Source organism: Pantoea sp. S62, from assembly GCF_016658625.1.
Lineage (GTDB): Bacteria > Pseudomonadota > Gammaproteobacteria > Enterobacterales > Enterobacteriaceae > Pantoea > Pantoea vagans.
Map to the genome: position 1 here is coordinate 54,434 of NZ_JACVVI010000008.1, position 17,333 is coordinate 71,766.

General features: G+C 57.2%; 17 protein-coding genes. 11 read left to right on the forward strand and 6 right to left on the reverse strand.

Annotated elements, in window-relative coordinates; translation table 11 throughout:
* Positions 1-27: 27 nt before the first annotated feature.
* Entirely contained in the window at positions 28-2,511 is a 2,484-nt protein-coding gene (gene hrpB, locus IBT54_RS13235; protein WP_201252277.1) for an ATP-dependent helicase HrpB, read from the reverse strand.
* Between the two features lie 30 nt (positions 2,512-2,541).
* On the opposite strand from hrpB, the gene thpR reads away from it, so the two are divergent.
* From thpR to panD, 9 genes are all read left to right on the forward strand, one after another.
* Entirely contained in the window at positions 2,542-3,099 is a 558-nt protein-coding gene (gene thpR / locus IBT54_RS13240) for an RNA 2',3'-cyclic phosphodiesterase (protein ID WP_147789407.1), read from the forward strand.
* Complete coding sequence (sfsA, locus tag IBT54_RS13245) at positions 3,077-3,781, forward strand: DNA/RNA nuclease SfsA (protein WP_095706178.1); 705 nt, start codon at positions 3,077-3,079, stop codon at positions 3,779-3,781. The genes thpR and sfsA overlap by 23 nt, the downstream gene beginning before the upstream one ends.
* A gap of 247 nt (positions 3,782-4,028) precedes the next feature.
* Entirely contained in the window at positions 4,029-4,484 is a 456-nt protein-coding gene (gene dksA / locus IBT54_RS13250; RefSeq protein ID WP_008925615.1) for an RNA polymerase-binding protein DksA, read from the forward strand.
* Positions 4,485-4,557: 73 nt separating this feature from the next.
* Complete coding sequence (gene gluQRS, locus IBT54_RS13255) at positions 4,558-5,436, forward strand: tRNA glutamyl-Q(34) synthetase GluQRS (protein WP_201252278.1); 879 nt, start codon at positions 4,558-4,560, stop codon at positions 5,434-5,436.
* A gap of 86 nt (positions 5,437-5,522) precedes the next feature.
* Positions 5,523-6,941, forward strand: a complete 1,419-nt coding sequence (pcnB, locus tag IBT54_RS13260; protein WP_218832235.1) for a polynucleotide adenylyltransferase PcnB — start codon at positions 5,523-5,525, stop codon at positions 6,939-6,941.
* On the forward strand, positions 6,938-7,423 hold the full coding sequence (gene folK, locus IBT54_RS13265; RefSeq protein WP_013356818.1) for a 2-amino-4-hydroxy-6-hydroxymethyldihydropteridine diphosphokinase: 486 nt from the start codon (positions 6,938-6,940) through the stop codon (positions 7,421-7,423). The genes pcnB and folK overlap by 4 nt, the downstream gene beginning before the upstream one ends.
* 83 nt (positions 7,424-7,506) lie before the next feature.
* Positions 7,507-8,301: a 3-methyl-2-oxobutanoate hydroxymethyltransferase gene (gene panB, locus IBT54_RS13270; protein WP_201252279.1), complete on the forward strand. Its 795-nt coding sequence runs from the start codon at positions 7,507-7,509 to the stop codon at positions 8,299-8,301.
* A 15-nt stretch (positions 8,302-8,316) separates the two neighbouring features.
* A complete protein-coding gene (gene panC / locus IBT54_RS13275) occupies positions 8,317-9,171 on the forward strand; it encodes a pantoate--beta-alanine ligase (RefSeq protein ID WP_013356816.1) in 855 nt (284 codons plus the stop codon).
* Positions 9,172-9,218: 47 nt separating this feature from the next.
* A complete protein-coding gene (gene panD / locus IBT54_RS13280) occupies positions 9,219-9,599 on the forward strand; it encodes an aspartate 1-decarboxylase (protein WP_013356815.1) in 381 nt (126 codons plus the stop codon).
* 69 nt (positions 9,600-9,668) lie between these two features.
* Here the strand turns inward: panD and IBT54_RS13285 are convergent, their stop codons facing one another.
* From IBT54_RS13285 to IBT54_RS13295, 3 genes are all read right to left on the reverse strand, one after another.
* Positions 9,669-10,682 carry an acyltransferase family protein gene (locus IBT54_RS13285; protein ID WP_013356814.1) on the reverse strand — a complete coding sequence of 338 codons (1,014 nt, stop codon included), beginning with the start codon at positions 10,680-10,682 and terminating at the stop codon, positions 9,669-9,671.
* Positions 10,683-11,106: 424 nt separating this feature from the next.
* Positions 11,107-11,877, reverse strand: coding sequence for an ABC transporter permease (locus tag IBT54_RS13290; protein ID WP_013356813.1), 771 nt, complete (start codon positions 11,875-11,877; stop codon positions 11,107-11,109).
* Positions 11,874-12,803, reverse strand: a complete 930-nt coding sequence (locus IBT54_RS13295; protein WP_033781901.1) for an ABC transporter ATP-binding protein — start codon at positions 12,801-12,803, stop codon at positions 11,874-11,876. Before IBT54_RS13295 ends, IBT54_RS13290 begins: the two co-directional genes overlap by 4 nt.
* A 108-nt stretch (positions 12,804-12,911) precedes the next feature.
* Here IBT54_RS13295 and can point away from each other — a divergent pair, with 108 nt between their 5' ends.
* The gene (gene can, locus IBT54_RS13300) at positions 12,912-13,568 is read left to right on the forward strand and encodes a carbonate dehydratase (RefSeq protein WP_033784496.1); all 657 of its coding nucleotides are present in this window, start codon (positions 12,912-12,914) and stop codon (positions 13,566-13,568) included.
* A gap of 81 nt (positions 13,569-13,649) precedes the next feature.
* On the opposite strand, the gene hpt is transcribed toward can, so the two are convergent.
* On the reverse strand, positions 13,650-14,186 hold the full coding sequence (hpt, locus tag IBT54_RS13305; protein WP_013356810.1) for a hypoxanthine phosphoribosyltransferase: 537 nt from the start codon (positions 14,184-14,186) through the stop codon (positions 13,650-13,652).
* 235 nt (positions 14,187-14,421) lie between these two features.
* On the opposite strand from hpt, the gene IBT54_RS13310 reads away from it, so the two are divergent.
* The gene (locus IBT54_RS13310) at positions 14,422-15,705 is read left to right on the forward strand and encodes a cystathionine gamma-synthase family protein (RefSeq protein WP_201252280.1); all 1,284 of its coding nucleotides are present in this window, start codon (positions 14,422-14,424) and stop codon (positions 15,703-15,705) included.
* Here IBT54_RS13310 and cueO read toward each other — a convergent pair whose 3' ends face one another.
* Positions 15,706-17,301, reverse strand: coding sequence for a multicopper oxidase CueO (cueO, locus tag IBT54_RS13315; protein ID WP_095706182.1), 1,596 nt, complete (start codon positions 17,299-17,301; stop codon positions 15,706-15,708). It abuts the gene before it with no gap.
* Between the last annotated feature and the right edge of the window lie 32 nt (positions 17,302-17,333).

The window sequence follows — 17,333 nt, forward strand, 5'->3', positions numbered from 1 at the left end:
GAACCCTCTGAATTCGATCCAGCGGACTCAACCCTGCGGGGACATTTTTTTGGTTCGCCTTGTTGGCAAGGCGGTGGCCGGATCCTCTGGCCAGAGGTGTTTCGGATAGCGTCCCTTCATCTCTTTCCTGACCTCCGGCCAGGCACCGCGCCAGAACGCCGCCAGATCGCGGGTGATCTGCAACGGTCGCTGGGCGGGCGATAGCAGCTCCAGCACCAGCGGAATACGTCCTTCCGCCACGGTGGGATTCTGCGCTTCGCCAAACATCTCCTGAATCCTTACCGCCAGCGCGGGCGGCTTATCCGCATCGTAGCGAATCGGCAGCCGGCTTCCGGTCGGCACAGTGTAATGAGTTGGCAGCACACTATCCAGCCGCTGACGTTGTGACCATGTGAGTAAATGTAAGAGCGCCGTGGTCAGGTTTACCGCCTGCAGGCTGCGCAGATCGCGTACCGCTGACATCTGCGGCAACAGCCACTGCGGCAGGCTCTCAAGCAACGTCTGATCGTCCATAGCGGGCCAGCTCTCTTCCGGCAGCCACTGTGCCGCACACTGGATGCGCAGGCGCAACTGTTCGGCATCCGGCGTCCAGCCCAATACCGACAGACCTTTTTCGGCGATCCAGCGCAGTATGGCGGCGTGCAGCACGTCCGGCTCCGGACGCGCCATCGGCTGGGTCTTCAGGATCAGCGCGCCAATCTGCTCACGTCTGAACGCACGCAGCGTGCCCTTCTCTTCGTCCCATTCCACTTCAGTCCGGCGCTCAATCAGTGCGGGCTGCTGCTGGCACAGCGTTTCAATGTCGACCGGCAGTGCCAGCAGCATCCGGGCATCCGGCGTCGCACTGCCCTGCAACAGGGCGGGTGCAATCAGCCATTCGTTGCGCGTCAGGCCATCCTGCTCATCGAGTCTGGCCCCCAGCCCGTTGGCCAATTGATAGCGACCGCTCTGATCGCGACGCCGCGCCAGCCGATCGCCAAACCCCACCGCCAGCAGGCCCGCGAAGCGATCTTCATCGATCCGTCCGCCAAGAATTTTGAGTCGCTGCTGCCACTGCTGCGCCCGCCGCTGCCATTGAGCCTGAGGCCGATGCAGCGCATCCCTCAGATCGGCACTGCCGCTGCGCGGAGGATCTTCCAGAATCGCCACCAGCAGCGCCGCGCTGGCGACCGCATCCGGCTCATTGCCCGCGGCACAGAGCATAGCAGCAAGTCGCGGATCGCAACCCAGCTGTGCCATACGCCGTCCCAGTGTGTTAAGCAGGCCGTTGCTGTCCAGTGCACCCAGACGGGTCAGCTGCTGTTGTGCCGCGTCCAGATTTCTGGCGGGCGGCAGATCCAGCCACTGCAGCTGTTGCGGCCCGGTACAGCCCCACTGCAGCAGGTCCAGCCACAGCGACGAGAGATCGCTGTTCACGATTTCCGGTTCGCTCTGCGCTGCTGCACGTGACGCCTGCTCCTGCGGCAGCAGATGCAGACAAATTCCCGGCATCAGTCGCCCGGCGCGACCTGCGCGCTGAATCATTGAGGCCTGGCTGATGCGCTGGGTCTGCAGCCGCGTCACGCCGCTGCGAGCGTCAAACAGGGCGCTGCGCTCCAGCGCACTGTCGACTACCAGGCGAATCCCCTCAATGGTCAGGCTGGTCTCGGCGATATTGGTGGCGAGCACCACTTTGCGACGTCCGGCGGCGGCGGGCAGGATCGCCCGTCGCTGCGCCGCCAGCGGCAGTGCGCCATAGAGTGGTGTCAGATCCACATCGTCACTGATGCGTGGTTCCAGCTCACGTTTCACCCGTTCAATTTCCGCCACGCCCGGCAGAAACAGCAGCAGCGAGCCCGCTTCGTCGCGCAGCAGCTGTGCGACTTCACGCGCGACCGCCTCTTCAAAACGCACGTGCTGATTCAGCGACGCGTACCGCCGCTCAACCGGATAGCTGCGCCCTTCTGAGACGATCAGTGGCGCATCCGGCAGCAGCGCCGCCAGCCGGGCATTGTCGAGCGTGGCGGACATCAGCATGATTTTAAGGTCGTCGCGTAATCCCTGCTGCACATCGAGCAGCAACGCCAGCGCCAGATCGGCCTGCAGGCTGCGCTCGTGAAACTCATCGAGGATCACCAGCGACACGCCCTCCAGCATCGGATCGTGCTGAAGCATGCGCGTGAGCATCCCTTCGGTAACGACTTCCAGCCGGGTTTCTGGCCCGACGCAGCTTTCGCCACGCATCCGGAATCCCACCGTGGCTCCCGGCTGTTCGCCGAGCTGCTCCGCCAGCCGCTGCGCCACATTACGTGCCGCCAGCCGGCGTGGCTCCAGCATAATGATGCGACCTGGCAGCGCCGCCTGCTGCAACAACTGCAGCGGGAGCCAGGTCGATTTGCCCGCGCCGGTAGGGGCGGCCAGCAGGATTTGAGAGGCGTCACGCAGCGCCGCCAGGATGTCTGGCAGCACCGCGCTGACTGGTAAATCGCTCACAGCAAACTCCGCTTCTGCCTGTGCTAAGATGGCGCGCATTGTAGCACGTGATATTTGCCGGAGAGCGCCATGGCGACACAACGCTTATTTTTTGCCATCAGCCTGCCTGACGAAATGCAGCAACAGCTGGTGCGCTGGCGGGCCGACACCTTTCCTGCAGAGGCAGGCACGCCTGTGGTCGCAGCGAATCTGCACCTGACGCTGGCGTTTCTGGGTGAGGTCGCACCGGAAACCTCACAGCGCCTGCAGACGCTGGCTTCCCGCATCGTCCAGCCCGGTTTCGATCTCGATCTGGATGATGCCGGGCACTGGCCGCGTCCCGGCGTGGTCTGGCTCGGCTGCCAGCGCGCGCCTCGCGGCCTGCTGCAGCTCGCCAGCCTGCTGCGGGCGCAGGCTGCCCGGCATGGCTGTTATCAAAGCCCGCAGCCGTTTCATCCGCACATCACGCTGTTACGCCAAGCCACCCAGCCGGTTGCATTGCCACCACGCGGCTTTCACTGGCGTTTTCGCGTCTCCACCTTTTCACTGTTCGCCTCTGACTATGCCCGGGGCCGCACCCGCTACCGCGCGCTGGCCAGCTGGCCATTAACGTCTCAGGATCCGCATGCACTTCTCTCCGCCCCTTAAATCCGCCCGCCTGATCACCCGTTACAAACGTTTCCTGGCCGATGTCGAGACGCCAGAAGGCGAAGTGCTGACGATTCATTGCGCCAACACCGGTGCCATGACCGGCTGCGCCACGCCGGGCGATACAGTCTGGTATTCCACGTCCGACAGCCTGACGCGTAAATACCCTCACAGCTGGGAGCTGACCGAAACGCAACAGGGCCACTGGATTTGCGTGAATACCCTGCGCGCGAACCAGCTGGTGGCTGAAGCGCTGGACCATCATCAGCTGCCATCGCTGGCCGGTTATTCGCATCGACAGGCGGAAGTGAAATATGGCAGTGAAAAAAGCAGAATTGATTTCCTGCTCAAAGCAGAGGCACGGCGCAACTGCTATATTGAGGTGAAATCCGTAACCCTTTTACATGAAGGTAAAGGCTATTTTCCGGATGCGGTGACGATTCGAGGACAGAAACACCTGCGCGAGCTGGCGACAGTGGCGGCAGAGGGTCATCGGGCCGTTTTATTGTTTGCCGTTTTGCACTCGGGGATTGAGGACGTTTCCCCGGCACGCCACATTGATGCGGCGTATGCAGAACAACTGGCTCAGGCGCAACGGGAAGGTGTAGAGGTTTTAGCGTATCAGGCAGACTTATCGGCAGAGGGAATGTTTCTTAAATCGCCAATCAATGTAACCTTGTAATATCTTTTGCAATTTTATGTGGTAAGAATGTTTTGAGCTAAGGGCTGATTACGCTGTTCCTCACAGGCTTGTCAAGGTGTGTTCATGAAGAATTGCCAACCCTGACTGCTTCTGTTATTTATAGCGGCCTGTTTTTTTCCCCAATGGGGGATCGATGTACCCCGCAGACGTCAGATGCAGGCCGGCAGTAACGCCCCTGCGGGACGTAAGTCAGAGGGTATAGTGCGTGTTATCCAGGAGAAGCAACATGCAAGAAGGTCAAAACCGTAAAACATCGTCCCTGAGTATTCTCGCTATCGCTGGCGTTGAGCCTTATCAGGTTAAGCCTGGCGAAGAGTATATGAACGACGCGCAGCTGACCCATTTTCGCAAGATTCTGGAAGCCTGGCGTAATCAATTGCGGGACGAAGTCGATCGTACCGTATCGCACATGCAGGATGAAGCCGCTAACTTCCCGGACCCGGTTGACCGTGCCGCGCAGGAAGAGGAATTCAGCCTGGAACTGCGTAACCGCGATCGCGAACGTAAACTGATTAAAAAGATCGAGAAGACGCTGAAGAAAGTCGAAGACGACGACTTCGGTTATTGCGATTCCTGTGGCGTTGAGATTGGTATCCGCCGTCTCGAAGCACGTCCTACTGCCGATCTCTGCATCGACTGTAAGACGTTAGCAGAAATTCGTGAGAAACAAATGGCCGGCTAATGTCGCGTCCAGCCTGTTACCACGCAGTGGAAAAACCGTTGTGTTGTCCGCTGCGTGGTCACTTCTGAACCCTATGTCACCTTCCTGCATTGGTCGCTTCGCCCCTTCTCCCTCTGGTGAACTTCATTTTGGCTCGCTGATTGCTGCCCTGGGCAGTTACCTGAGCGCGCGCGCGCGCAAAGGCATCTGGCGGGTGAGAATGGAAGATATCGATCCGCCACGGGAAGTGCCGGGTGCCGCCAGCCGCATTCTGCATCAGCTGGAACACTACGGTTTGACGTGGGATGGCGAGGTGCTGTGGCAGTCGCAACGTCATGAGGCCTACCGTGACGCACTGGCCTGGCTGCAGCAGCATCGTCAGAGCTATTTCTGCACCTGTCCCCGACGTCGCATTCAGGAGATTGGCGGTTTCTATGATGGTTACTGCCGTGAACGGCAACGCGGACCAGAGAATGCCGCGCTGCGTTTACGCCAGCATGCGCCGGTCTTTGCCTTTGACGATCGATTACGCGGGCGCGTAGAGGCGGACAGACGTCTGGCGCAGGAAGATTTTATTATTCACCGTCGCGATGGCCTGTTTGCCTACAACCTGGCGGTGGTCGTCGATGACCATTTTCAGGGCATTACCGAAGTGGTGCGCGGCGCAGATTTGATTGAGCCGACGGTACGGCAGATTGCGCTTTATCAGCAGTTTGGCTGGCCGGTGCCGGCCTGGCTGCACCTGCCGCTGGCGCTTAATCACGATGGCAATAAGTTATCGAAGCAGAATCATGCGCCTTCGCTGCCCGATGGCGATGCCAGACCCCTGCTGGTAGCGGCATTACGCTTCCTCGGACAGCCTGTTTCAGGCGGCTGGCAGGACTTAACGCAGGACAAACTGCTGTCTGACGCGGTGTCACAGTGGAATATCGCTTTGATGCCGCAACAGAACGCCCTGAAACCGGATGCATAGACAACAGCATTCTCAAACGGTTCTCAACAGGCTATGATTAGCCGCTGATTTTACCTACACCCTAATTGCCACTGTCGAGGTGTCCCATTTTTACCCGAGTAGCTAATTTTTGCCGGAAAGTCCTGAAGCGTGATGAAGAGGAAGCCCCAGCAGAGGTTGAACCAGAGCGTCTGATGACCATCATCCCTCGTGAAAGCCATACCATCTCACGTAAAGACATCAGCGAAAATGCCCTCAAAGTGCTCTATCGCCTGAACAAAGCCGGTTATGAAGCCTATCTGGTAGGCGGTGGCGTGCGCGATTTGCTACTGGGGCAAAAACCCAAAGATTTCGACGTGACCACTAACGCCACGCCTGAGCAGATGCGCAAGCTGTTCCGCAACTGTCGCCTGGTCGGTCGCCGTTTCCGGCTGGCACACGTGATGTTTGGCCCGGAAGTGATCGAAGTCGCCACCTTCCGTGGTCATCATCAGGTTGAAGAGATTGCGGAAGATCGCAACAGTTCGCAGCGCGCCCAGAGCGGCATGCTGCTGCGCGACAATATCTTCGGCTCTATCGAAGATGATGCCCAGCGTCGCGATCTCACCATCAACAGCCTCTACTACAGCGTGGCTGATTTCAGCGTACGCGACTATGTTGGCGGCATCAGCGATCTCGAACAGGGCATCATTCGCCTGATTGGCGATCCGGAAACCCGCTACCGCGAAGATCCGGTGCGCATGCTGCGCGTCGCGCGCTTTGCCGCCAAGCTCAATATGAGCATTGCGCCGGAAACCGCCGAGCCGATTCCCCGTCTGGCCTCGCTGCTGCGTGATATCCCGCCTGCGCGCCTGTTTGAAGAGTCCCTGAAGCTGTTGCAGGCGGGTTATGGCTACAGCACGTATCTGAAGCTGTGTGAATATCAGCTGTTCCAGCCGCTGTTCCCGACGCTGGCGCGCAACTTCACGGAAAACAGTGACAGCCACATGGAGCGGATGCTGGCACAGGTGCTGAAAAACACCGACAACCGCATTCATAACGACATGCGCGTGAATCCGGCGTTCCTGTTTGCAGCGATGTTCTGGTATCCGCAGCTTGAGGCGGCCGAACGCATTGCACAGGAGAGTGGCCTGACCTACTTCGAAGCCTTTGCGATGGCGATGAACGATACGCTGGACGAAGCCTGCCGTGCGCTGGCGATTCCAAAACGTATTACCTCGCTGATCCGCGATATCTGGTTGCTGCAGTTACGCATGTCACGCCGTCACGGTAAACGCGCCTGGAAACTGATGGAGCATCCGAAATTCCGCGCCGCATACGATCTGCTGGCGCTGCGCGCGGAAGTGGAAAACAACCCGGAACTGCTGCGTCTGAGCCAGTGGTGGGGTGAATTCCAGGTCGCTGCGCCGCCGCATCAGAAAAACATGCTGAATAATCTGGGTGACGATCCGGTGCCGCGCAATAAATCGCGCCGTCCGCGCCGCCGCTCTTCCGCGCCACGTCGTGACAATCAAAACGTGTCATGACACGGGTTTACCTCGCGTTAGGCAGTAATCTGGCCGATCCGCTGCATCAGGTTGATGCAGCGCTGACAGCACTGGATGCGTTGCCGCAGACGCAACGCATCGCGACCTCGCCGTTCTATCGCACGCCGCCTTATGGCCCGCCCGATCAGCCCGATTTTCTCAATGCCGCCGTGGCGCTGGAAACCGATCTCAGCGCTGAAGCCCTGCTTGACCATACCCAGCAGATTGAGCGGGATCATGGCCGGATACGCAAGGAAGAACGCTGGGGACCGCGCACGCTGGATATCGATCTCATGCTGTTTGGCGACGCAGTTATTAACACTGAGCGGCTGATTGTGCCGCACTACGACCTGCTGAATCGCGCCTTTATGCTGGTGCCCCTGCTGGCGATTGCGCCCGATGCCCGCCTGCCCGATGGCCGCGCACTCAGCACCGTTCTGGCCACCCTCGGCAGCAGCAACATCGTGCTGTGGCACGACTGATCAGACAAACGCACATCTCTGATTCCGCTCTTTCACGCTATCCAGTAAACTGCGCCCATCAGAATTCCTGAGTTGAGAGCGCCATGAAACCCACCACGATTTCACATCTGCGTCAGGCGAAAGCCAGCGGTAAAAAATTCGCGACGCTGACCGCCTACGATTTCAGTTTTGCCCGCCTGTTTGCCGATGAAGGCATTCAGGTGCTGCTGGTTGGTGATTCCTTAGGGATGACGGTGCAGGGGCACGACTCCACCCTGCCGGTTACGGTCAGCGACATCGCCTATCACACCGCCGCCGTGCGCCGTGGTGCGCCCCAGGCCCTGCTGCTCGCCGACCTGCCCTTTATGAGTTATGCCACACCAGAGCAGACCTTTGAGAGTGCCGCACAGCTGATGCGTGCCGGTGCCAATATGGTGAAACTGGAAGGCGGCAGCTGGCTGGCAGAGACCGTACAGATGCTGACCGAACGCGCCGTGCCGGTGTGCGGTCATCTTGGGCTGACCCCGCAGTCGGTGGATATTTTTGGCGGCTATAAAGTGCAGGGCCGTGATGAGGCCGGTGCCGATCAGCTGCTGGCCGATGCCCTGGCGCTGGAAGCGGCAGGCGCACAGCTGATGGTGCTGGAGTGCGTGCCGGTGTCGCTGGCGCAGCGGATCACCGGGGCGCTTACCATCCCGGTGATCGGCATCGGTGCCGGTAACGTGACCGATGGTCAGATTCTGGTGATGCATGACGCGCTGGGCGTAACCGGCGGTCATATTCCCAAATTTGCCAAAAATTTCCTGGCGGAGACCGGCGACGTTCGCGCGGCGATTCGCCACTATATCGCCGAAGTCGAGGCCGGAACCTATCCGGCGGCAGAGCACAGTTTCCAGTAATTCAGGAGAGTCACCGTGTTGATCATTGAAACGCTGCTGATGCTGCGCCAGGAAGTCCGTCGCTGGCGCCAGCAGGGTAAACGCATTGCGCTGGTGCCGACCATGGGCAACCTGCATGAAGGCCATCTGACGCTGGTGGATGAAGCCCGGGCGCGCGGCGACATCGTCATTGTCTCGATCTTTGTCAATCCGATGCAGTTCGATCGCGCCGATGATTTAGCGCGCTACCCGCGCACGCTGCAGGAAGATTGTGAAAAGCTGAACCGCCATCAGGTTGACGTGGTCTTTGCCCCGTCACCGGCTGAAGTCTATCCGCAAGGCGCGCAGAATCAGACCTTTGTTGAGGTGCCGGTGCTCTCTTCCCTGCTGGAAGGGGCAACGCGTCCAGGCCATTTTCGCGGCGTGGCAACCATCGTCAGCAAACTGTTTAATCTGGTGCAGCCCGATATTGCCTGTTTCGGTGAAAAGGATTTTCAGCAGCTGGCTATCATTCGTAAGATGGTGGCTGATATGGGCTTCGACATTGAGATTGTTGGCGTGCCAACCGTGCGGGCGAAAGATGGCCTGGCACTGAGTTCACGCAACGGCTACCTGACATCCGATGAGCGCAAACTGGCCCCGGTGCTGAGCCAGGTGATGCATCAGATGGCTCAGCGACTTGAGAACGGCGAGCGTCACATTGAAGAGATTATCGAGACAGCCAGCGAGGCGCTGCTGGCACAGGGATTGCGTCCTGATGGCCTGGCAATCTGTGATGCGGAAACGCTGCAGCCGCTGACGGTGGACAGCCAGCGTGCGGTGGTGCTGATGGCCGCCTGGCTGGGTAAAGCCCGACTGATTGATAATCAAACTGTTGACCTGACGCTGTAAGTACGCCCGCTGCAGGTTATTTTATTTCTCTGATAAGGTTTCTGGCTATGATTCGCACAGTTCTGCAAGGCAAATTGCACCGCGTAAAAGTGACGCAGGCGGACCTCAATTATGAAGGCTCCTGCGCTATCGATCAGGATTTCCTGGATGCTTCCGGCATTCTGCAATATGAAGCGATCGATATTTATAACGTCACTAACGGTCAGCGCTTTTCCACCTACGCTATCGCGGCTGAGCGTGGTTCGAAAATTATTTCGGTCAACGGTGCGGCTGCCCGCTGCGCCTGCGAAGGCGATATTTTAATTATCTGCTCCTATGTGCAGGTAGAGGATGCCGTCGCGCGTCAGTGGCAGCCTAAAGTCGCCTATTTTGAAGGTGACAACCAGATGAAGCGTCTGGCGAAAGCATTGCCGGTACAAATTGCCTGATTAATCGATCAGCTGATAAAAAAGGGCCGCCATTAACATGGGCGGCCCTTTTTGTTTCTGCTTCTGCAATTAAACCGCTTTGGTTGTCATCGGCTTCGATGACTTTTTCATCGTAAAGAGGAAATTAAACCAGCCGCGTTTTCTCATCAGACATATTGTCAATGGCAGCGCCAGCGCCACCAGAAACGCCGAAATGAATTTCAGGTCATTCACCCAGGCTGACGGACTTTCAAACTTCACAATCTTACTGAAGAACTGAATCGCCAGATAATGCGACAGGTAGAAGACGATAGAATTGACGCCAATGTAGTAGACCAGCTCAGATTTCAGCTTCAGCGCAATCCAGACAAAGAATGGCACCGATAAGAGTGCAAGCGGTGATAATAACGCCTGGGAATGACGCTCCAGAATAAAGATATTCAGGCAGGAGAGCAGCACAAAACTGATCGCTGAGATTAACAGCGTCGGGCCATGCTGTACTTTCTCTGCGATATCCACCTGCTTACGTACCACGTAATCGCCCAGGTAGAAAAAGACAAACAGATAAAGCGATTTGTTGATGTGCGTATTGTCGAAGCTGGCAAATACGCCATCCGGATCGATGGCCGGCAGCGCCCAGCTCAGCGCCATACAGATAGCAAACACCAGCAGGAATGGCAGGTGGCGGGCAAAGATAATCACGATAAAGAAGATAAATAGCGAGTGCAGGAACCAGGTCATATCCCCGCCGCCGGTCAGGTGGGAGAGAATAATATTCATCGGTGACTGCGGCGTATTTGCCATTGAGCTGAACAGGATCTTTAACCCGCCATAGACCGCCACCCAGACCACAAACGGATAGAGAATACTGCGTACTTTGTTATTAAAAAAAGGACCCAGGCCTTTTCTTAATCCGGCATCGACAAACAGCCCCGAAACAAAGAACATCAGCCCCAGTCTTACCGGTGCCAGCATCTCATTTAACAGGCTGCTGAAGGCGGTAAAATGTCCGGCATTATTATGTACGGCAATAGTGCTATGCAAAAAAATAATTGCGAGAATACTCAATCCCCGCAGATTATCGATCCACGTTATACGATTCATCTTTTCCTGCCTTTGATTAAAAACTGGCCCTGTTTAAGATGCCATTTTGCTTATTGAGAAGACTCTTAACCCACTCGTTCATCCCTGAGCAGAGGAATAACTTTATTCCGGCGGTATTTTGATAATTCATAATCAAATAAACAACAGCCAGCCTTTAAGCCTATTCTTAAAAAATATTTAACAGTTAAGAATCATTAAGATAGCGAAAGATGACTGATTATTATCAGATAATACTTAGGGTTACTTTTTGTGAAAAAGGATGAAAGCGAGGCCGTGAGCGGCTTCAGAGACAGAAAAGAAATCATCAGGCAGGTGTTAACGTCGTTTTTAAGGCCAGGGAGAACCGTAGTTCGGGTTGTTTTTCACTCACCCAAAAAAAAGCCACGCCCTTATTGCAGCGTGGCCCTTACCATTCAACGTATTGTCAGGTGCGCAGTCCGCGTCCGCGCTGAATCAGCGCATAGACCAGCCAGTAGAACACCAGAATAAAGGCCACCAGTACCGAGAGCGTAAAGACCAGCGGCACATCATTAATACCCAGGAAGCCATAACGGAATCCGCTAATCATATAAACGATTGGATTCAGTTTAGAGACAGCCTGCCAGATCGGCGGCAGCAGACTCAGCGAATAGAATACGCCGCCCAGATAGGTCAGTGGCGTCAGCACAAAGGTCGGGATCAGGCTGATATCGTCAAAGGTGCGCGCAAAGACGGCGTTGAGCAGACCGGCCAGTGAAAACAGAATCGCGGTCAGCAGCAGCGTGATCGCCACCATCGACCAGGAGTGCACATGAAACGGCACAAAGAACAGCGAGATGGCCGTCACCAGAATGCCGACGCAGACGCCACGCGCCACACCGCCGCCTACATAGCCAGCAATGATAATGTGGGTCGGCACGGGTGCAACGAGCAGCTCTTCAATGTTGCGCTGGAACTTGGCACTGAAGAACGATGATGCCACGTTGGCGTAGGCGTTGGTGATCACCGCCATCATGATCAATCCCGGCACAATAAACTGCATATAGCTGAAGCCGTGCATCTCACCAATGCGCGACCCGATCAGGTTGCCAAAGATGATGAAATAGAGCGTCATGGTGATGACCGGCGGCACCAGCGTCTGGATCCAGATACGGGCGAAACGGTTAACTTCTTTGGCCCAGATGCTTTTCAGCGCCACCCAGTACAAATGTGTCATGCTTTTGCTCCTGTTTTTCCCTGCGTCGTCAGGCCAACGAACAGCTCTTCCAGACGGTTGGCTTTATTGCGCATACTCAGCACCTGCACACCCTGCGCACTCAGCTGGCTGAAGACGCTGTTAAGGCCCTGCTCACGCAGCACTTCCACTTCCAGCGTTGAGGTATCGGTCAGCCGGTACTGGAAGCCCTCCAGTTTCGGCAGCGGACTGCGCGGTGCCAGATCCAGGATAAAGGTTTCCGATTTGAGCTTGGACAGCAGTTCTTTCATCGAGGTGTTTTCCACCAACTCACCGCTCTGGATGATGCCGATGTTACGGCACAGCATCTCAGCTTCTTCCAGATAGTGGGTGGTGAGAATGATGGTAGTGCCTTTAGCATTGAGATCTTTCAGGAACACCCACATTGAGCGACGCAGTTCGATATCCACGCCAGCCGTCGGCTCATCCAGAATCAGCAGTTTTGGCTCGTGCATCAGTGCTCGGGCGATCATCAGACGGCGCTTCATCCCGCCGGAGAGCATGCGCGCACGCTCAGTGCGTTTTCCCCACAGGTCGAGCTGCTTCAGATATTTTTCCGCACGCTCATTGGCTTCGCGACGCTCAACGCCGTAGTAACCCGCCTGATTCACGACGATCTGCATCACCGTCTCAAACGGGTTGAAGTTAAACTCCTGCGGCACCAGGCCGAGCTGGCGCTTGGCATTCACCACATCTTTTTCTAAATCGTAGCCAAACACCCGCACGCTACCTTCGGATTTATTGACCAGCGAACTGATAATCCCGATGGTGGTCGATTTACCGGCACCGTTTGGCCCCAGCAGTGCATAAAAGTCACCCGCTTCAACGTTAAGATCGATGCCCTTCAGCGCCTGCACGCCGCCGGGATAGGTCTTGGTCAGCCGGGAAAGTTCCAGTGCATAAGTCATTCTGCATCCATACCCTGTTTTGATGGCATTGCAATGCCGTTTAAATTTATCAGGCCCTGGCATATAGTACGCGCGCGCACTTTGCGCAGTAACCGGTCGCTCAACGCCATGACAGACATCAATACCCTGATCAGAAACAACCGCGAATGGTCAAAACTGCTGGTTGAAGAAGATCCCAGCTTTTTTGAGCGGCTCGCCCAGGCACAAAAACCGCGCTTCCTGTGGATTGGCTGCTCTGACAGCCGAGTCCCTGCCGAGCGCCTGACCGGACTGGAACCGGGCGAGCTCTTCGTTCACCGCAACGTTGCCAATCTGGTTATCCACACCGATCTGAACTGTCTGTCCGTGGTGCAGTACGCTATCGAAGTGCTGGAAGTGGAACACGTTATCGTATGCGGCCACTACGGCTGCGGCGGCGTGCAGGCGGCGATGGATAACCCGGAGCTGGGGTTAATCGACAACTGGCTGCTGCACATCCGCGACCTCTGGTACAAGCATAGCGTGTTGCTGGGGGAACTCCCGCCGGATAAGCGCCTGGACAAGCTGTGCGAAATCAACGTTATTGAACAAGTCTATAACCTGGGGCACTCGACCGTCCTGCAGTCAGCCTGGAAACGTGGCAAGGATGTCTCCCTGCACGGCTGGGTTTACGGCATTCAGGATGGCTGTCTGCGTAACCTGGATGTCACGGCAAACAGCCGGGAGATCCTTGAACAGCGCTACCGTCATGGCATTGCTAATCTGCAGATGAACGGCGAGGCCTGAGCCGATCGCGGCGTAAAGCGCGACATAGCCTACACCAGGCATCGGGTGCAGGCCTTGGAAGAATGTGCGGTCAGAGCAGTATCAGGATTCCAGCGGCACCACTTTGCCGATGTAAGGCAGATGGCGATAGTGCTGAGCGTAGTCGATACCAAAGCCCACCACGAACTCATCCGGAATGGCAAAGCCGACATACTCGACATTGACTTCAACTTCACGGCGCTCTGGCTTATCCAGCAGGGTACAGATCGCCAGTGATTTTGGCTGACGCAGTTGCAGAATCTCACGCACTTTGCTCAGGGTGTTGCCGGAGTCGATGATATCTTCGACGATCAGCACATCCTTGCCACGAATGTCTTCATCCAGATCTTTCAGGATTTTCACATCACGCGTGCTGGACATGCCGCTGCCGTAACTGGACGCCGTCATAAAGTCGACTTCATGCGGCACATCAATGGCGCGACAGAGATCAGCCATGAACATGAATGAGCCGCGCAGCAGCCCCACCAGCACCATATCGCTGCCGCTGTCGCGGTAGTGCTCGTTAATCTCTTTGCCCAGTTCAGCGATGCGCGTGGCGATTGCCTCTTCAGGGATCATCACTTCAACAGTGTGTTTCATTGCGTTCAGCCCGGTTACGTCAGAAAAGCCCCGAAGTCTACCACAGACGCAGCTATGAGGGCTCTGCCGGCTCCTGAGCAAACGATTACGTCGTGAAAATTATTCCCTGCTGCCAGCGGCTGGCTGAAATGCGCATTACCTTAGAACATTCTGGCATTTACCAGCATGATTCGCTGCGTGGTAGCCTTTATCCAACAGATCGTTACCCTACTCGCGCCGCTGGCCGGAGATCACAATGACTTCATCATCAAGCAAAAAGACGCATATCGGCGACAGGCCGCTGCACCCTGAAACCCAGATGCTGAACTATGGCTATGATCCCCGCCTCTCTGAAGGTGCGGTGAAGCCGCCGGTGTTTCTGACTTCAACCTTTGTTTTTAACAGCGCCGAAGAGGGACGGGACTTCTTTGATTATGTCTCAGGTCGTCGTGAGCCGCCGGAAGGTAAATCGGGTGGGCTGGTCTACTCCCGCTTTAACCATCCTAACAGCGAAATTGTTGAAGACCGGCTGGCGGTTTATGAGCAGGCGGAGAGCTGTTCGCTCTTCTCTTCCGGTATGGCCGCCATCTCCACGGCCCTGCTGACGTTTGCCCGTCCGGGCGAGGTGATCCTGCACTCGCAGCCCCTGTATGGCGGCACCGAAACGCTGCTCAGCAAAACGCTGCACAATCTGGATATTAAAGCGGTGGATTTCAGCGACGGGAATGATGAAGTCAAAGTGCGTGAAGCCGCTCAGCAGGCGATGGCCCAGGGCCGGGTGGCGGTGATCCTGATTGAAACACCCGCAAATCCCACCAACAGCCTGGTCAATATCCGCCTGATGGCGCGCATCGCCGATGAGATTGACCAGCAGCAGGGTTCACGACCAATTATCGCCTGTGATAACACCCTGCTCGGCCCGCTGTTCCAGCAGCCGCTGACGCTGGGCGCGGATCTCTCGCTCTACTCGCTGACCAAATATGTGGGCGGTCACTCTGACCTGATTGCGGGCGCGGCGATGGGCAGTAAGGCGCTGATGGCGAAAGTACGCGCCCTGCGCAGCGCCATCGGTACGCAGCTGGATCCGCACTCAAGCTGGATGCTCAGCCGCTCACTGGAAACATTATCGTTGCGGATGGAGAAAGCCTTTCACAATGCAGAAGCGGTCGCGGCGTTTCTGCGCGATCACCCGAAAGTGGCGAAGCTGCACTGGCTGCCCTATCTGGATGCGGAGAGCGCCGAAGGGAAAACGTATCGCGAACAGTGCAGCGGCGCAGGTTCGACCTTCTCGTTTGATATCGTCGGCGATCAGCCTGCTGCGTTCCGTTTTCTCAATGCGCTGTCGCTGTTTAAACAGGCGGTGAGCCTGGGCGGCACCGAGTCGCTGGCCAGCCATCCTGGCAGCACCACCCACTCCGGCGTGCCGCAGGCGGTGCGTCAGCGTATTGGTATCACGGACGCCACGGTGCGGCTGTCGATTGGCATCGAGAACGCCGGTGACCTGATTGAAGACATCAGGCTGGCGCTCGATCAGGCGTAATCAGCTCACTGTAAAGCCCAGCATCATGCCGGTGTCTTCATGCTCCAGCAGATGACAGTGGGCCATGTAAGCGTGTTCGGCGGCGGCGACATAGTTGAAGCGCACCAGCACTTCACTGCGCCAGCCGTCGACATTCACCATATCTTTCCAGCCCTGCCGATGCGGGGCGGGCGGTTTGCCGTTCTCGGAGAGAATGCGGAACTGGGTGCCGTGAATATGGAACGGATGCAGCATAGCGTCACCTTCCCCTGAAATCGTCCACTTCTCATAATCACCCAGCTTCACCGCAAATGACGGCTTCGTCATATCAAAGGCCTGGCCGTTAATCTTATTGCCGTTACGGAAATCGTAAACGGCGGGCTGCGCCATGCCGTGCATGCTGTGATCCATCCCTTCCATGTTTTCCATTGGCGGCATCGGCTCGTCAGCCGTTTTCTCCGGCATCGAATGATGACCGCCCTTGCCCATCGCTTTCTTGCCGTAGCGCTGCATTAATGCCTGCATTCCCTGCTGGTCCAGCTGCGGGTCCATCATCAGCTGCAGCCAGCGTGTCGTCAGTCCGTCGGTGGCGGGTAGCGCAGGCAGCGTTGCCAGCTTATCCGGCAGCGTGGCGCTGGCCATCACCTGCAGCGGCAGGATCTGTACCAGCGGCAGCGGCTGGTCAAACGGCGGCAGCGTCATGCCCATCTGATCCGTCGGCAGCGTCACCAGATCAAACGCTTTACCGTCAGAAGTATCGATCATCACCTCAAAACGCTCGCCCGGCAGGATCGGCAGTGCGTCGAGCTTCACCGGCTCAGCCAGCAGGCCACCGTCGCTGGCGATCACATAAAGAGGACGTTTATCACTGGCGGCAACGTGCAGCGAACGGGCATTACAGCCGTTCAGCAGACGCAGACGCAGCCAGCCACGCGGCACCGCATGCTGCGGATACTGCACGCCGTTGGTCAGCATCATGTCGCCAAACCAGCCCACGGCCGCGCGCATCACGTCGAGCTGATAATCGATAAGGCGCCCATCTTTGGTCAGCTGTTTATCCTGGAAAATCAGTGGCACATCATCCACGCCCCACTGCGTGGGCAGGCGCAGCGTGCCGCTCTCCTTATCTTCCAGCAGAATCAGTCCCGCGAGTCCCTGTGCGACCTGATGCCCGGTTTTGCCATGCAGATGCGGATGATACCAGCAGGTGGCAGCGGGCTGGTCAGGGGTAAAAGAGACCTGACGCGAAGCACCAGGCGCAATCACGGCCTGCGGACCGCCATCTACCGCGCCGGGGATTTCCAGCCCGTGCCAGTGCAGGGTAGTCGCTTCGCTGAGCCGGTTATGGATATTCACCGTCACCGGTTTGCCACTCTGCAACTTCAGCACCGGTCCCAGCAGGCTGCCGTTATAGCCCCAGGTCGGCACGGCTTTGCCGTTCCACTGCGTGGTGCCCTGCATCGCGGTAAGGCTGTAGCTGCCCCTGGCATCCGCTTCCAGCAGTGACGGAATCGGCAGCAGCGGACGGGTGGCTGCCATCAGCGAACGGCTCCAGAGCGGTAAGGCTCCGGCTGCACTCAGTGCGGCGGTGAGTTTCAGGAAGTGGCGACGTTGCATGGTGATCATCCTTGTGGCATCAGAGCGCACAG

Coding starts and splice junctions, on each gene's coding strand:
- hrpB (WP_201252277.1), bottom strand. CDS start 2,511: ATGCGCGCCATCTTAGCACAGGCAGAAGCGGAGTTTGCTGTGAGCGAT.
- thpR (WP_147789407.1), top strand. CDS start 2,542: ATGGCGACACAACGCTTATTTTTTGCCATCAGCCTGCCTGACGAAATG.
- sfsA (WP_095706178.1), top strand. CDS start 3,077: ATGCACTTCTCTCCGCCCCTTAAATCCGCCCGCCTGATCACCCGTTAC.
- dksA (WP_008925615.1), top strand. CDS start 4,029: ATGCAAGAAGGTCAAAACCGTAAAACATCGTCCCTGAGTATTCTCGCT.
- gluQRS (WP_201252278.1), top strand. CDS start 4,558: ATGTCACCTTCCTGCATTGGTCGCTTCGCCCCTTCTCCCTCTGGTGAA.
- folK (WP_013356818.1), top strand. CDS start 6,938: ATGACACGGGTTTACCTCGCGTTAGGCAGTAATCTGGCCGATCCGCTG.
- panB (WP_201252279.1), top strand. CDS start 7,507: ATGAAACCCACCACGATTTCACATCTGCGTCAGGCGAAAGCCAGCGGT.
- panD (WP_013356815.1), top strand. CDS start 9,219: ATGATTCGCACAGTTCTGCAAGGCAAATTGCACCGCGTAAAAGTGACG.
- IBT54_RS13285 (WP_013356814.1), bottom strand. CDS start 10,682: ATGAATCGTATAACGTGGATCGATAATCTGCGGGGATTGAGTATTCTC.
- IBT54_RS13290 (WP_013356813.1), bottom strand. CDS start 11,877: ATGACACATTTGTACTGGGTGGCGCTGAAAAGCATCTGGGCCAAAGAA.
- IBT54_RS13295 (WP_033781901.1), bottom strand. CDS start 12,803: ATGACTTATGCACTGGAACTTTCCCGGCTGACCAAGACCTATCCCGGC.
- can (WP_033784496.1), top strand. CDS start 12,912: ATGACAGACATCAATACCCTGATCAGAAACAACCGCGAATGGTCAAAA.
- hpt (WP_013356810.1), bottom strand. CDS start 14,186: ATGAAACACACTGTTGAAGTGATGATCCCTGAAGAGGCAATCGCCACG.
- IBT54_RS13310 (WP_201252280.1), top strand. CDS start 14,422: ATGACTTCATCATCAAGCAAAAAGACGCATATCGGCGACAGGCCGCTG.
- cueO (WP_095706182.1), bottom strand. CDS start 17,301: ATGCAACGTCGCCACTTCCTGAAACTCACCGCCGCACTGAGTGCAGCC.